The 15,358-nt window shown below is 72.4% G+C and carries 12 protein-coding genes; 8 read left to right on the top strand and 4 right to left on the bottom strand.

Annotated elements, in window-relative coordinates:
* Nucleotides 1-30 precede the first annotated feature (30 nt).
* Both ACZ4WH_RS20805 and ACZ4WH_RS20800 read right to left on the bottom strand, forming a co-directional pair.
* Nucleotides 31-321, bottom strand: a complete 291-nt coding sequence (locus ACZ4WH_RS20805) for a DUF6355 family natural product biosynthesis protein (RefSeq protein ID WP_468182453.1) — start codon at nucleotides 319-321, stop codon at nucleotides 31-33.
* A gap of 222 nt (nucleotides 322-543) precedes the next feature.
* Nucleotides 544-1,143, bottom strand: a complete 600-nt coding sequence (locus ACZ4WH_RS20800; RefSeq protein ID WP_468182451.1) for a TetR/AcrR family transcriptional regulator — start codon at nucleotides 1,141-1,143, stop codon at nucleotides 544-546.
* A 136-nt stretch (nucleotides 1,144-1,279) separates the two neighbouring features.
* Between ACZ4WH_RS20800 and ACZ4WH_RS20795 the strand changes: the two genes are divergently transcribed.
* A complete protein-coding gene (locus tag ACZ4WH_RS20795; RefSeq protein ID WP_468182449.1) occupies nucleotides 1,280-1,951 on the top strand; it encodes a peroxiredoxin-like family protein in 672 nt (223 codons plus the stop codon).
* A gap of 26 nt (nucleotides 1,952-1,977) precedes the next feature.
* On the opposite strand, the gene ACZ4WH_RS20790 is transcribed toward ACZ4WH_RS20795, so the two are convergent.
* On the bottom strand, nucleotides 1,978-2,748 hold the full coding sequence (locus ACZ4WH_RS20790) for a GNAT family N-acetyltransferase (protein ID WP_468182513.1): 771 nt from the start codon (nucleotides 2,746-2,748) through the stop codon (nucleotides 1,978-1,980).
* A 278-nt stretch (nucleotides 2,749-3,026) separates the two neighbouring features.
* Between ACZ4WH_RS20790 and ACZ4WH_RS20785 the strand changes: the two genes are divergently transcribed.
* The 3 genes from ACZ4WH_RS20785 (at nucleotide 3,027) to ACZ4WH_RS20775 (ending at nucleotide 6,342) form a co-directional block, all read left to right on the top strand.
* Complete coding sequence (locus ACZ4WH_RS20785) at nucleotides 3,027-4,319, top strand: ThuA domain-containing protein (RefSeq protein WP_468182447.1); 1,293 nt, start codon at nucleotides 3,027-3,029, stop codon at nucleotides 4,317-4,319.
* A gap of 299 nt (nucleotides 4,320-4,618) precedes the next feature.
* Nucleotides 4,619-5,407: an SAM-dependent methyltransferase gene (locus ACZ4WH_RS20780; protein WP_468182445.1), complete on the top strand. Its 789-nt coding sequence runs from the start codon at nucleotides 4,619-4,621 to the stop codon at nucleotides 5,405-5,407.
* A 122-nt stretch (nucleotides 5,408-5,529) separates the two neighbouring features.
* A complete protein-coding gene (locus tag ACZ4WH_RS20775; protein ID WP_468182443.1) occupies nucleotides 5,530-6,342 on the top strand; it encodes a maleylpyruvate isomerase family mycothiol-dependent enzyme in 813 nt (270 codons plus the stop codon).
* A gap of 33 nt (nucleotides 6,343-6,375) precedes the next feature.
* On the opposite strand, the gene ACZ4WH_RS20770 is transcribed toward ACZ4WH_RS20775, so the two are convergent.
* Nucleotides 6,376-7,476, bottom strand: a complete 1,101-nt coding sequence (locus ACZ4WH_RS20770; protein ID WP_468182441.1) for a PP2C family protein-serine/threonine phosphatase — start codon at nucleotides 7,474-7,476, stop codon at nucleotides 6,376-6,378.
* A 279-nt stretch (nucleotides 7,477-7,755) separates the two neighbouring features.
* Here ACZ4WH_RS20770 and ACZ4WH_RS20765 point away from each other — a divergent pair, with 279 nt between their 5' ends.
* From ACZ4WH_RS20765 to ACZ4WH_RS20750, 4 genes are all read left to right on the top strand, one after another.
* A complete protein-coding gene (locus ACZ4WH_RS20765; RefSeq protein ID WP_468182439.1) occupies nucleotides 7,756-8,472 on the top strand; it encodes a FadR/GntR family transcriptional regulator in 717 nt (238 codons plus the stop codon).
* Nucleotides 8,469-10,031, top strand: a complete 1,563-nt coding sequence (locus ACZ4WH_RS20760) for a hypothetical protein (protein WP_468182437.1) — start codon at nucleotides 8,469-8,471, stop codon at nucleotides 10,029-10,031. The genes ACZ4WH_RS20765 and ACZ4WH_RS20760 overlap by 4 nt, the downstream gene beginning before the upstream one ends.
* Nucleotides 9,986-12,292 carry a GMC family oxidoreductase gene (locus ACZ4WH_RS20755; protein ID WP_468182435.1) on the top strand — a complete coding sequence of 769 codons (2,307 nt, stop codon included), beginning with the start codon at nucleotides 9,986-9,988 and terminating at the stop codon, nucleotides 12,290-12,292. Before ACZ4WH_RS20760 ends, ACZ4WH_RS20755 begins: the two co-directional genes overlap by 46 nt.
* A 234-nt stretch (nucleotides 12,293-12,526) precedes the next feature.
* The gene (locus ACZ4WH_RS20750) at nucleotides 12,527-15,316 is read left to right on the top strand and encodes a SpoIIE family protein phosphatase (RefSeq protein ID WP_468182433.1); all 2,790 of its coding nucleotides are present in this window, start codon (nucleotides 12,527-12,529) and stop codon (nucleotides 15,314-15,316) included.
* Nucleotides 15,317-15,358 lie beyond the last annotated feature (42 nt).

Below are 15,358 nucleotides of genomic sequence, written 5' to 3'. Positions count from 1 at the left end.
CCGGTCGGCTGCGGGAGTGATGCGCTCTGGTCAGCAGGTGCGGCCCACGTAGTGGGCGCCCTGGATCTTGGTGGCGGAGCCAAGCCAGGTCCTGCCCGGGGCCACGCACCGCTCGTAGTCGGGCGCCAAGGCCACCTCGACCTTGATCACCACGTGGGAGCCGTCGGAGGTGCAGTGGTTGTAGTAGGCGTCGGAGCCGGTCTCGTAGAAGCCGCACGGATCGGCGGCCGCCTGGGTCGCGGTGGCGGTGCCGGCGCCCAGGAAGGCGAACGCGAGGGTGAAGGAACCGAGGGTACTGGTCAGCAGACGACGGACACGCACGACGAACTCCTCGTGGGATGCGGGAGGGCGGAAGGTGTGCCGCCCGGGACGGCTGGGCCGCTCGGTCGGGCACGCGCCCATGGTCACGGATCGCGGCGGCCGGATACGCCGGCTGCCTCCCGAATTCACCTGCCGAATCATTTCCTCGGTACGCCATTCGGGTCACCGTCTGGACGCGCGCCCGGAACCGCCGTAGGCCAACGGAAGTTGCGGCGCCCTTCTTCACGCCGTGGGTGGCCGGCCGATCGACTCCAGTGCCGCCGTCACCGTCTTCTTCAGCGCCTGGGCGTCGGCGCCCGCGCGGGAGCGCAGGTTCACGCCGTAGGCGAGCAAGGCCAGCAGGTCGGCCGCGGCTGCCGGATCGGCGCCTGCGGCGAGCTGCCCTTCGGCCTCGGCCGTGACGAGCGCCGCGTGCATCGCGTCCCGCAGCTCGTGGTGGTGCCGGTCGAGGAGGGCGCGGACGTCGGGGTCGCCGTTCTCGGCGCCGGCATGGGCGTTGGAGACCATGCAGCCCCAGCGGGCGTACTCGCCCGAACACCGCGCCTTGATCAGGCCGTCGAAGAAGTCCGCGACGGCGGGCAGTCCACGGTCGTCCTGGGCGAGCCGACGGAACGTGGGCCGGGAGCGCCGCTCCAGATAGCGGCGCAGCGCGGCGAGATACAGCTCCTGCTTGCCGCCGAAGGTGGCGTACAGGCTGGAGCGGTTCAGACCGGTCGCGGTCACGATGTCCTGGATCCCGGTCGTGGCCACGCCCTGCTTCCAGAACAGCCGCACCACCGTGTCCAAAGCCCCGTCCGGATCGAAGTGCTTGACGTCCGGCATGTCTCACCCCGCCATCTTGAAACGCTCGTTCCAAGGGTGACACTATCTTGGAACGAGCGTTTCGAGAAATGTGGCCGGGCGCCGTGCCCTGTGCCCGCCGTCGGCCCCAGGCCGTCCAACGGGAGGAAGACACACCATGACCAGCCTCAACGTCGAACTACACGCCTTCTACGAGGCCCGCCAGCAGCAGATCCCCGCCGAGGTACGGGAGGTCATGCGCCGGGCGAGCCAGGAGCTGGCCGACTCCGGGCAGGCCGGCCGTGCCCTGACGGTCGGCGACCGGGCCCCTCGCTTCCGTCTGCCCTCCGCGACCGGCCGGACGGTGGCCCTGGACGAACTGCTCGCCACGGGCCCCGTGGTCCTGACCTTCTACCGCGGCGCCTGGTGCCCGTACTGCAACATCGCCCTCCGCGCCCTCCAGCAGCACCACACCGACATCACCGCCCGGGGCGCCCGGCTCGTCGCCGTCTCCCCGCAGATCCCCGACGAGTCCCTGAGCCTCGCCGAGAAGCACGACCTCGCCTTCGACGTCCTCAGCGACATCGGCTCCGACACCGCGAAGCAGTACGGCCTCGCCTTCGACCTTCCCGACGATCTCGCCGCCGTGTACGACAGGCTCGGCTTCGACCTCCAGCGCGTCAACGACGGCCACCCGCGCACCCTGCCGCTGCCGGCGACGTATGTGATCGACCGGGCGGGCACGATCCGCTGGGCCTTCGTGAACACCGACTACACCACCCGCGCCGAGCCGACCGACATCATCACAGCCCTCGACGCGCTGGACCGACGCCTGACGCCCGGCGACTGACATGGGGTGCGGGGCCGGGCGGCCGGTCACCGCCTCAGCGTGTAGAAGTGCATCGGCGAGTTCGGTTTGAAGCCGATGCGGGGATACACCGGGGCTCCCGCCGCGGTCGCGTGCAGGGTGGCGCGGGTCAGGCCGGTGGCCCGGGAGGCCTCGTACAGGGCCTTGCGCGTCACCGCCTCTCCGTAGCCTCTGCGCTGCCAGTCCGGGGAGGTGGCGACGAGCACGACGAACAGACGGCCGTCCGCTTCCACCGTTCCGGCGCACGCCACCGGGACACCGTCCCGCAGCGCCAGGTAGGCATACACCTGGTTCTTCCACAGCACCGATCCGAGGAGCCCGTCGCGGCCGTCCTCCAGCGGGAAGCCGTACGCGTGTGAGTTCAGGTCCGCGTACGCCTCCAGGTGTGCGTCGGTGGTCACGCGTACGAACGTCAGGTCCGGGTGGGAGGGCTCGGGGATCGGGAGGAGGTCGCCCGCCATTCCGGTGCCGGGGAAGGCGTACTCGAGGCCCGCCCGCTCGGCCGCTGTCCGCACTCCCGCGCGCGCCTCCTCGCTGAGAAGGTCCTCGAAGAGCCACAGGAATCCGGGCTGCCGCTTCGCGCGCATGATGTCCGCCGCCTGGCTCAGGCGTTCCTCGACCAGTGCCGTGTCCGCGTCCACGTCCGTCAAGGTGACGCAGTTCCAGAAGGAGAACCGGCAGTCCGCCCAGCGGACGGCGATGCCCGGCAGGTCCCGCACATCGGCATCCGTGGCGCGGTCGAGCACCATGGCGCGCCAGACCACGGCGAGCTGCTCCATCGATTCGATCGACTCCGAGCGGTCCTTACGCTCCGTCACATGACCCCCCTGTAGTGGAGTTGCTGAAGCCTATCCAGTCCTGCGCGGCGACGGTTCCTACAAGTGCTTAACTCGCCGGGGCAGTAAGGGACTTTCTTGACGTCACCTCTTGACGGGACTGGTCCAGACCTTTAGGTTCACCGGCCAGCAGCATCTAGGCATACGACCAGCATGCACGTACATGAACACCTTCGTTCATGCCCGGCCCTTCCCGGGCCCGGCCGAGAAGGGAGCATCGGATGCAACAGGTGAGAACTGGCGCGGCGCGCCTCCCCATGTGGCTGGCATTCCTCCTCGCGGCGCTGGTCAGCCTGACAGCGCAGCCACCCGCCCAGGCCGCGGCAGCCGCGGAGCCGTTCCGCGTACTCGCGTTGTACAACGGCACGTGGGACGCCGCACACATCAGCTTCGTCCGCGAAGCCAACCAATGGTTCCCCCAGCAGGCGGCCGCGAACGGCTTCACCTACACCGCCAGCAACAACTGGGATCTCCTCGCGAACGGCGGCGTCAACAACTACCAGGTGGTCCTCTTCCTCGACGACCTGCCGCAGTCGGCCGCCCAACGGGCAGGCTTCGAGCAGTACATGCGCAACGGCGGCGCCTGGATGGGCTTCCACGTCTCCGCCTTCACCACCGACGCGCAGAGCTGGCCGTGGTACCACAACCAGTTCCTGGGCAGCGGGAACTTCCGCTCGAACACCTGGGGTCCGACCACGGCCGTCCTGCGCGTGGAGGACCGTACGCACCCCTCGACGCAGAACCTGCCCGCCACCTTCACCTCGTCCGTGAGTGAGTGGTACAGCTGGTCCAACGACCTGCGCCAGAATCCCGACATCAAGATCCTGGCCTCCGTCGACCCCAGCAGCTTCCCGCTCGGCACCGATCCCAACCAGACCTGGTACAGCGGCTATTACCCGATTCTGTGGACGAACACCAAGTACAAGATGCTGTACGCGAACTTCGGCCACAACGCGATGAACTACGACACCAACACGGCCCTGTCCTCCACCTTCGCCAGCGCCACGCAGAACCAGTTCGTCCTGGACGGGCTGAAGTGGCTGGGCGGAGCGGCATCGTCCCAGCCGCCCGCGGACGGCATCTCCGAGACCGCCTGGTACGCGCTGCGCAACGTCGGAAACGGGACGTGTGTCGACGCCCGTGCCGCCGCCACCGCCAACGGGACGGCCGTTCAGCAGTACACCTGCAACTCCACCACGGCACAGCAGTTCCAGTTCCGGTCCACCGACAGCGGATACACACGCATCGCCGCTCGCGGCAATCCGCAGCAGGTCATCGACGTCGTCGACCGCTCCACCGCCGACAACGCACCCTTGCAGCTGTGGTCCTACGGAGGCGGCACCAACCAGCAGTGGCTGCCGGTGAAAGAGGCCGCCGGGCGGTACCACTTCACCGCCCGGCACAGCGGAAAGTGCCTGACCGCGTCCAGCACGGCAACCGACAGCGTCCAGCTCACGCAGCGGACGTGTGACGGCTCCGGCGCCCAGAGCTTCCAACTCGCCGCCCAGCCCTGACCCCTTGACCTTCTGGCCGCCCGGTCCTGCCCCCTTGGCCGGAAGCCGCCGCCCCGGTGCCGGGTCCGCCGCGCAGCCGCGCACACGGCACCGGGGCGGCAGGGGCATCCGTGCGGCATCTGACGACGCCGGAGTCGCAGCGGGCGAGGGCGGCGCGTGGAGGCCGGTCGGCGTGACACGTGACCGTGTCGGGTGTCCGCTCCAACTGCCGTTCTCCGTCCGGCGCGAGGCACGTCAGGCGCCCGAGTAGGATGATCGAACACCTGGCCTGAACCGCTCACCCGCGCAACGGAGCTGCTATGACGACCGACTCACCGGCGCCCCTGGAGATCGACACCAGCAAGGCGCATCCCGCGCGGGTCTACGACTGGCTGTTGGGCGGCAAGGACAACTACCCGGTCGACGAGGCCGTGGGAGAGCGGCTGCCGGCGGAGGCGCGGGACGCGGCACGGCAGAACCGTCAGTTCATGCACCGAGCCGCCGCGTGGCTCGCCGCGCAGGGGATCGACCAGTTCCTGGACGTCGGCACGGGCATCCCCACCCCGCCCAACCTCCATCAGATCGTCCAGGAGATCGTGCCGTCGGCGAAGGTCGTCTACACCGACTACGACCCGATCGTCCTGCGCCACGCCGAGGCCCTGCTGATCAGCAGCGACGAGGGCGTCACCGACTACATACAGGCCGATGTGCGCCAGCCGGACTCCATCGTCCTGCACGCCCGCCGTGTCCTCGACTTCGACCGGCCGATCGCGCTGTCGCTGATCGCGCTGATGCACTTCGTCACCGATGAGCAGGACGCCCACGGAATCGTCCGCAACCTGGTCGCCACGCTGCCCTCGGGCAGTTACCTCGTGCTGTCGCACGCCGCGTCCGACCTCTACCCGGAACTCGCCGCGCAGGTCACCGCCGAGTACGCCAAGGGCGGCATCCAGCTCGGTTTCCGGTCGCGTCCGGAGGTGGAGCGCTTCTTCGACGGCCTGGACCTCGTGCCGCCCGGCCTGGTGACCGCCACGGAGTGGGGCGTGTCGGCTACGGGCACGGCGCCCGAGGGCAGCGGGATCTACGCGGCGGTGGCCCGCGTTCCGTAACCCCGCTTCGTCTCCGGCGGCGCCACCCCGCCGCGTCGATTTGCCTTCGAGTGCGCTCCGGCCGCCACACTGATCGCGACGAGAAGACCGGCATCCGTGCCAGGAAAGAACGGCGGCAGCAGATGGCAACGACGCGCGGGACGGGGCATCCCCTGCCGTACGACACCTACCGTGAGGCGATCGAGCGGGAGACCCGTCGGTTCGCCGAGGCGGTGCGGGGCGCCGACCCCGCGAGCGCGGTGCCCTCCTGCCCCGACTGGACGCTGGCCGATCTCACCCGGCACGTGGGAGCGTTGCAGCGCTGGTTCGGCACGCTGTTGACCCAGCGGGTGCAGGAGCCTCCGCGCAGCCGTGACGTGGAGCTGGGGCTGCCGGAGGACCCGCGGGACTACGCCGACTGGGTGGCGGCCGGGGTGCCCGAGGTGGCGGCTGTACTGCGGGACACGGACCCCGACGCGCCGATGTGGGCGTGGGGCGAGGACCAGCACGCGCGGTTCTGGGCCCGACGGATGCTCTGCGAGACGCTGGTGCACCGCGTGGACGCGGAACGCGCCGTCGGCCGGGAGCCGGACCTCGACCCCGTGCTGGCGGCGGACGGCGTGGACGAGTTCCTCGTCAACCTGCCCTACGCGGGGCTCTTCGCTCCCGGTGTCACGAAGCTGCGCGGCGACGGCGAGATCATCGCGTTCCGGTGCACCGGCTCCGGCGGCGCGGCCGGCGAGGAGTGGCGGGTGCGGCTGGACGCGGACGGCTTCCGGCTGCTGCCGCTCACCGGCGGCGACGCGGAGTCCGAGCCGGACACGGTGGCGGTGCGCGGGGAGGCGGCGGACCTTCTGCTGCTGCTCTACGGGCGGCGGTCGTACCAGGAGCCCGTCCTCGACGTCTCGGGAGACGTCACGGTCCTCGATCGCTGGTCCGCGCACACGGCCTTCTGATCCGGTGGCGGGGCGGGGCACTGCGCGCCGTACTCATCCGGGCGGTGACGGAAGCGCTACGAGCGGTGCGTCGGCCGGGAGACAGACGGCGAGCGCCGCGATGTCGTCCTGAAGACGGTCGCCGCTGTAGGCCAGCAGGTCGTGGCGGAGCCGTTCCAGAAGCTCCCGGGGCGGCAGGGAGGACCAGGAACGAAGGCGCTCGAGCAGGGGGTAGAAGGAGCCGGCCCCGTCGCGCGTCTCCGTGATGCCGTCCGTGTACAGCAGGAGCTGGTCACCGGGCCGGAAGGAGTAGGCGTCGACGTGGTACGGCTCCCCCAGCAGCACACCGAGGTTCAGGGGCGGCGCCGACCGTCCCCGGTCCAGTTCGCACACCTCGCCGGAGCGGATGCGGACCGGGGGCGGATGGCCGCAGTTGACGACCCGGATCAGCGGCTCGCCGAGAGGGATCTCTGCGAAGACGGCGGTGACGAACCGTTCGCCCACCTCGCTGCCGCCCAGCAGCACGGCCCTGCGGTTCATGCTCGTCTCCACCCGGTCGGCCAGCGCGGGCAGAGCGGGTTCGTCATGTGCCGCCTCGCGGAACGCGCCGAGCAGGGCCCCGGCGGTCTCCACCGCGAGCAGCCCCTTGCCCCGGACGTCGCCGATGAGCAGCCGGACGCCGTACCGGGTGGGGACGGCCTCGTACAGATCGCCGCCGATGCGTGCCTCCGCGGCGGCGGACCGGTAGAGACTCTCCAGGTGGAGGCTGCCGATCCGGTGCGGAACCGGTCGGAGCAGGACCCGCTGGGCGATGTCGGCCACGAAGCGTACGTCGGCCAGCGTGCGTTCACGGCGGACGCGGTGCGCGGCCAGGATCATGCCGAGGACGCCGACCAGGCCGGTGCAGATGTAGGAGGCCACGTAGTGGCGGTCCCACAGGTAGCCGACCTCGCGGCCCGCGCAGCACGGGGTGCCGGCCAGCACTCCTTCCAGCACGACGGCGAACACGGTGGCGCCGCCGACGACGACCGGGCCGTGGGCGAAGGCCGCCACGAGCGGCAGGGCGATCAGTACGAAGCTCACCGGCCACTCCACCGGTGTCGCGGGTTCCAGCAGCAGAAGGGCCGCGACGTACAGGGCCGGTAGCCATCGCATCCATGCCGGAGGGGCCGGCAACCGCGTCCGCGCACCGGCTCCGTCCTCCGGCTCCCGACCGGTATGTCCAGCCTTCGGCATACGTGGTCTGCGCACACGGACTCCTGTCACAGGAACTCGACAAGACTTCCAGCCTGGTGCGCGGGGGCGCGGCGCGCCGTGATTGCTCCACTCAACGGCATGTTCCGTCAGGGGGATTGACTCCATGGGCATGCGTTGGTTCAGTGGCTCAGCCACTGAACCACTCACCGCATCACCACTGTGTCGTTGGAGGCCGGAGTGGAAGCACTGCCACGCGAGACGATCGTCGACGTACTGGAGAGGAAGCTGCGCGAGGACATCCTCGCCGGGCGCCACCCGGCCGGGAGCTATCTGCCGCCCGAGCGGGAACTCGCCGACGGGTTCGGAGTCACCCGCACCACCCTCAAGCACGCCTTCGGCCGGCTGGTGCAGACCGGGCTCCTGGAGACGCGCCATGGGGTGGGGACGCGCGTACGGGACTTCCTGCGCCTGGGCGGAGCCGATCTGCTGCCCATGCTCGTGCGCCACAACTCCGACTGGATCGGTGAGATCTTCGAGGTCCGCCGCAGTATCGGCGCGTTGATCGCGGAACGTGCCGGGGCCCGCGCCACGGCGGCGGACGTCACCGAGCTGCGCCGGCTGCTGGCGGCCGTCGCGGACGCGGGCGGTGGCGACCCGGCGCAGCTGGCGGACGCCGAGGTGCACCGGGCACTGGCCCGGGCCACCGGCAACCGCGTGTACGTGCTGCTGACCAACACCCTGTTCAACGCGTACCTGCCGGTGCGCGCCGCGCTGGCCGGACCGTTCGAGGACGCGCGGGCCGCGCACGACCGCCTGGCGCCGGTCGTCGACGCCGTGGCGGCCGGCGACCCGGAAGCGGCGCGCATCGCCGCCGGACACTACCTGTCGGCGACGGAGCGCATCATGCTCGAAGGGCTCGCGCGCTCCGGCGGGCACCGAGGGGATGCCTCGTGACCCCGCGCGGAACGACGTTCCGGGAGACGATGCTGGGCCGGGTCCGCCTGGCCGACGACGCGGCCGACCGCCCGGTGCGGCTGGACCTGCTGGCCCGTGCCGACAGCCTGATGCTGCCCCACCGCACGACCCCGGCACGGCTGACCGGACGGATCCGGATAGCGGGGCGGACCGACGACCCGGCCGCCGAGGGCGAGTTGGAGATCTCGCCGCTGGCGCGCCGCAGAATCCGCTACCGGCTCGGTTTCGACCTGGAGGGCCGGCGGCTGCTGCTGGACGGCTGGAAGTCGGTCTCGTTCAGGCGTCCCCTGTCCTCGATGACCGTCCTGCCGTACACGCTCTACGAGGACGGCGCACGCGTCGGCGAGGGCACCCTGCGCTTCCCCCTCGCCACCGGTCTGCTGCCCTTCCTCGCCGGCTTCCGGTTCCCCCGGGCGGCCGAGCCCGCCGCCGACCGGTACCTGGAACCGCGCTGGGACGGCGCACCGGGGCGGACGGAGGTCTGGTACACGACGCTGACCGATCCGGCGACCGGCAGTGGTGTCTGGCTGCATCACGAACTCGTCGCGCCACGCGACGGCGGCCCCGCCTACGCCCACGGCTGGGTCGCCGTGTTCCCCAAGGAGGGCCCGGCGGAGCACGCCCGTTTCGGACCGGTGCCCTGGACGGGGCGGAGGGATGACCGGATGGGGCGGAGGGATGACCGGACGGGGTGGAAGGACGGCAGAACGGGCGAGAAGGACGGTCGGACGGGGCGGAGGGACGGCCGGGTGGGCCAGAAGGGCAGCCGGGTGGGCCAGACGGACGGCCGGACGGGGTGGAACGACGACTGGGCGGGCCGGGCGGACGGATTCACCGCCGGGGACGTCGGTGCCGTACCCGGCCGTCTTACCGGCTCGGCCGGGCCGTTCGCCTGGGCGCTCACCGAGGAATTCGAGGGCCCGCCGCTGCACACCTTTCCGCGCTGGTCCTGGCGGCACCCCTGGCTGCCGGCCACGCACCTGCTGCCCGCCGCCCGTGCCCGCTACAGCGGAACCGTCCGCCGGGGCACCCACGAGCTACGGCTCACCGACGCGCCCGGCGCGAGCGCCCGCATCTTCGGCCACGGCAACGCCCGCCGCTGGGCCTGGCTCCACGCCGACCTCGGAGGCGGTGACGTCCTGGAGATCGTCGCCGCCGTGTCGATGCGGCGCGGGCTCGACCGGCTGCCGCCTCTCGTGTTCCTGCGCCTGTACCGGAACGGCCGCACCTGGCCCCGGCGGGTCGAGCGGACCGCCGTGGGGTGGGCGGGCATCGGCCGGTTCCGCGCGGACATCGGTCTGCCGCGCTGGCGGGTCGAGGGCCGAGCGGGCCTGCGGCGCATCCGGGTGACGGTGACCCAGCCGCCGGAGGCAACGCTCGCCCTCGACTACACCGACCCGGACGGTTCCGCCGCGCTGTGCCGCAACAGCGAACGGGCGGACGCGGAGGTGCGCGTGGAGCGCTGGTGGGGCCGCTGGCGGCCGGAGGCGGCATGGCGGCTGACGGGCACCGCGCACGCGGAGGTCGGGAGCCGATGAGTGGAACTTCTCCGGCTCTGACGGGACTCGTGGCCGCGGTTCTCGCCGACGACGGCACGGCCGAGTGGACCAGGGCCGTGCCCCGGCGCGTCGCGGCCCTGCTCGACGTCATGCCGGCACCGGTACGTGCGGCGGTGCGCGGCGCGGCCCTGGCGATCGACGCCTACGCCGTCGCCCGCACGGGCCGGCGGCTGTCCGCGCTCGACGCGGAGGAACGAGAGCACGTCATCGCGTCGCTCGCCGCACGCCCGGCCCTGCTGCCGCTGCTGGACGCGGTCAAGGTACCGCTCCTGCTGGCCGCCGGCACCGAACGGATGCTGCACCACGGCGGCACGCCTGCGGTGCCCGCACCCGAGGAACCGCCGCGCGGCTCCACGGCTTCGAGCCCCAGGCCCTCGGTCCCCACGCCTTCGGGCCCGACGGCTTCGGGTCCCACGGCTTCGGGTCCCACGGCTTCGGGTCCCACGCCCTCTGGCCCAACGCCCTCGGACCCCACGGCTTCGGGTCCCACGCCCTCTGGCCCCACACCCGCGGACCCCACGGCTTCGGACCCCACACCCACGGGCCCCGCACCCTCCGGCCCCACACCTTCGGACCCCACGCCCACGCCCCCCACGCCCACGCGCCCCACAGCTTCAGACCCCACGCCCACAGCCCCCACGCCCACGCGCCCCACAGCTTCAGACCCCACGCCCACGCCCTCGAACCCTCCGCCCACGCCCCCCACGCCCACCGTCCCCACAGCTTCAATATCCGCCCCCGAAGACCCCCCGCTCGACTGCACGCCCTCCTCCGACTGGCCCGCGCGGTCCACTGCCGACGCGGTCGTCGTGGGATCGGGCGCGGGCGGCGCGATGGCCGCGCGGACGCTCGCCGCGGCCGGGATGCGCGTGGTCGTCCTGGAAGAGGGCGAGCACCACTCCACCGCGTCGTTCGGCCGGCGGGCGCCGCTCGACCGCTTCATGAGCCTGTACCGGGACGGCGGCGCGACCGTCGCCGTGGGGAATCCGCCACTGGTCCTGCCCGTGGGGCGGGCGGTCGGCGGTACCACCGTCGTCAACTCCGGCACGTGCTACCGCACGCCGGAACAGGTCGTCGCCCGTTGGCTGAGCAACCACGGGTTCGCCGCCGCCGAGGGCTTCGACACGCGTCTGGACGAGGTCGAACGCGTTCTGCGCGTGGCGCCGCAGCCGCTGGACGTCATCGGCGCCAACGGGCGGCTCGCCCTGGCCGGGGCCGGGGAACTCGGCTGGACCGCCGCGCCCCTGCGGCGCAACGCCCCGGGCTGCCGGGGCTCCTGCCAGTGTGTCGTCGGCTGCCCCACCGGTGCCAAGCAGAGCGTCCAGCTGTCCGTGCTCCCCGAGGCGTGCGCGGCCGGCGCCCGCATCGTGACGGGCGCGCGGGTACGGCGCATCCTCACCGACCGCGACGGGCCGGACGGTCCACGGGCCGCCGGGGTGCTGGTCCACCGCCCCGACGGCAGCGAGCTGGAGATCCTCAGCCCCTTGGTCGTGGTCGCAGCCGGGGCCCTCCACACCCCGCCGCTGCTGCGCCGCTCCGGCCTGGGCGGGCACCCCCGGCTGGGCCGCAACCTCAGCGTGCACCCCGCGATCAGCGTCGCGGGCCGCTTCGACCATCCGGTCACCGCCTGGCAGGGCGTCCTCCAGAGCGTCGGCGTGGACCAGCTGCGGGCCGACGGCATCCTGATCGAGGCGACCGCGGCGCCCCCGGGCATGAGTTCCTTCGTGCTGCCGGGGATCGGCCGCGAACTGCGACAGGAACTCGAACAGACGGAACGGCTGGCCACGCTCGGCGCCATGATCGCCGACCGTCCCTCGGGCCGTGTCCTCGGCCGCGACCGCCCCCTGCCGCGCTACGACCTCGCGGCGCGCGACGCGGGCCGGTTGCTGCGGGCCCAACGGGCCATGGGGCGTCTGCTGTTCGCCGCCGGCGCCGAGGAGGTGCTGACGGGCGTCCCCCGGGCCCCGCGCGCCCGCACCCGTGCCCAGCTAGAGGCCCTGCTCGCCCCGGTGAGCGCGCGCGACCTGCACCTCTCCGCGTTCCACCCCACCGGTACGGCGGCGGCCGGCGCCGACCCCGAGCGGTCACCGGCCGACCCGGAGGGGCGGTTGCGCGGCGTACACGGCGTCCTGATCGCCGACGGCTCCGTCCTGCCGAGCTGTCCGGAGGTGAACCCCCAGCTGAGCATCATGGCCGCGGCCCTGGCCGTCACCCGGCGTCACGTGACACGGGCCGGGTGACGGTCCACGGCAGACGGGAGGCGTCCGACGCGCGAGTCCCCGGTGTCCGCAGGACCTGCCTGACCAGGCCCGGCAGGCTGTGAAACTGGCCGGCACCTCCGCCGCCGCGCCGGACGCCGCCCCTGACATGCCCCCACCTCCACCCATCGGCGCACACACCGCCTGACACGCCCTTCCACCCATCGGCGCACACACCGGTCGCCGATCACGCGGCCGCAGTGCTAGAAAAGGGAGATGAGCGGACGTTCCCGCTGGCCATGGGCGAGCGCGGCGCCGCCGCCCGGCGCACGGGGGTCATCCGATCCGTCCCGTCGCCGCAGGCTCTGGCCGCCACGCGGACGCCGTTTTTCGCCGTCCCTGAGCGTCCGCACGCTCGCCGCGCAGGTCTTTCTGCTGCAAGCGCTGATCATGCTGATGCTGGTCGCGGCGGGGGCCGCCGCCCTGGTGGTGCAGGGGCGGTACGACGCCGAGCGCAGCGCCGAGCAGCGTTCCCTTGCCGTGGCGGAGGCGTTCGCGCACGCGCCCGGAACGGCGCTCGCGCTGCGGTCGCCGGACCCGACCGCCCGGTTGCAGCCGGCGGCGGAGCAGACGCAGAAGGGGTCCGGCGTCGACTTCGTCAGCGTCCTCGACCGGCGCGGAATCCGGCTCACCGACTCCGACCCCGCCCTGATCGGCACGAAGACAGAGGGCGTCGGCAGGGCCGCCGCGGGCGAGACGTTCACCGAGGCGTTCCACGGCGCGCCCACCGACGCCGTGCGGGCGGTCGTACCGGTGATGGACTCCAGCAGGCGCGTGGTCGGGATGGTCACCGCCGGGATCCAGTACGGCAACGTGGGCCAGCTGCTGAACCGGCAGCTGCCGATGCTGTTCGGCATGGCGGGGGGTGCGCTGCTGCTGGCGACCGGCGGCGCGGCGCTGGTCAGCCGCCGGCTGCTGCGGCAGACCCACGGACTCGGCCCGGCCGAGATGACCCGGATGTACGAGCACCACGACGCCGTGCTGCACGCTGTCCGCGAGGGGGTGCTGATCGTCGGCGGCGACGGGCGCGTCCTGCTCGCCAATGACGAGGCCCACCGGCTGCTGGACCTGCCCGAGAACGCCGACCAACGGCATGTGCGGGAGCTGGGGCTGGGGCCGGGGCTGGCGCGGCTGCTGCTGTCGGACGAGACCGCGTCCGACGAGGTCGTCCCGGCCGGGGACCGGCTGCTGGCGGTGAACACCCGGCCCACCGCCCCGTACGGCGGCGCCCAGGGGCTGGTCGCCACCTTCCGTGACACCACGGAACTGAGGGCGCTCTCCGGGCAGGCCGAAATGGCGCGGGGCAGGCTGTCGTTCCTGTACGAGGCGGGCGTGCGGATCGGCACGACACTCGACGTACGGCGTACGGCGGAGGAGCTGTCCGAGGTGGCGGTCCCCCGCATGGCCGACTGCGTCACCGTGGAACTCCTCGACTCCGTGCTGCGCGGCGAGGAGCCCACGAGCGCGGTCCGCGAGATGCGCCGTACCGCGCTGCGTGCCTCCCGGGACGGATACCCCTTGCAGGCGGTGGGTGAGGTGATCCGTTTCATGGTGGCCGACACGCCGATGGCGGCGGCGCTGCGGCGGGGCAAGGCCGTCCTGGTCCAGGACCTGCACACCGCCGAGGACTGGCGGGCGCAGGACCCCGAGGGGGCGCGGCGGGCCCTGGACTACGGCATCCACTCGCTGATCACGGTGCCGCTCCGGGCGCGCGGCGTTGTCCTCGGCATGGTCAACTTCTGGCGTGGCACGGGCTCCTCCCGGTTCGACGAGGAGGACGTCGCCGTGGCCGAGGAGCTGGTGGCCCGGGCCGCCGTCGCGATCGACAACGCGCGCCGCTACTCCCGCGAGCACGCGCTGGCGGTGACGCTGCAACGCAACCTGCTGCCGCTGGGCCTGCCGGAGCAGGACGCGCTGGAGATCGCCTCACGCTATCTGCCGGCGGAGTCCGGGGTGGGCGGTGACTGGTTCGACGTCATCCCGCTGCCCGGCTTCCGGGTGGCGCTGGTCGTCGGGGACATCGTGGGCCACGGGCTCCAGGCCGCGGTGACCATGGGACGGCTGCGCACGGCCGTGCTGAACTTCTCCTCGCTGGACCTGGCCCCGGACGAACTGCTCGGGCATCTCGACGAGATGGTGACCCGGCTGGACACCCAGACCGCGACCGCCGCCGACGACGACCAGGTGCCGCTCACCGGTGCCACCCTCCTCTACGCCATCTACGACCCGGTCGGCGGGCACTGCACCCTCTCCCGCGCCGGGCACGTCGCGCCCGCCGTGGTGGATCCGCAGGGCAGGGTGTCCTTTCCCGACCTTCCGCTGTCGCCGCCTCTGGGTGTGGGCGGTCACCCCTTCGAGGCCGGGGAGCTGGAGCTGCCCGAGGGCAGCCGTCTCGTCCTGTTCACCGACGGGCTGATCGAGAACCGCGGACGGGACATCGACGAGGGCCTGGAGATGCTCTCCTCGGCCATCGCCGAACCGGACAGGACACCGGAGGAGACCTGCCGCACCCTCGTCGAGACGATGCTGCCCGGGCACCCCAGTGACGATGTGGCGCTGCTGGTCGCCCGGACCCGGCTGCTCGACCCGGCGTGCGTGGCGACCTGGGACGTCCCGTTCGACGCGGAGGCCGTGCCCCGGGTACGCGGCGAAGTGAGCCGGCGGCTCGCCGACTGGGGGCTGGAGGAGACGGCGTTCGGCACGGAACTGATCCTCAGCGAACTCCTCACCAACGCGATCCGCTACGGAGCCCCGCCCGTACGGGTCAGGCTGCTGCTGGGCCGCACCCTGGTGTGCGAGGTGGCGGACGGCAGCAACACCTCACCCCGGCTGCGGCGCGCCGCCACCACCGACGAAGGCGGCCGCGGTCTCTTCCTGGTCTCCCAGTTCGCGGACATCTGGGGCACGCGCTATGCGGCACGGGGCAAGGTCATCTGGGCGGAGCAGACGCTGGAGGGCGCCCCGGAACCGGACCCTTCCGCCCTCTTGGACGCCCTGGGTATCTGACGTCAGGGTTTCTGATACGGGCGGCCTGGTCAGGAGAGGCTT

The organism is Streptomyces sp. NPDC029138 (assembly GCF_055564375.1).
Note: the sequence above shows the minus strand (reverse complement) of the source record. Positions and strands in the feature narration are given on the sequence as shown.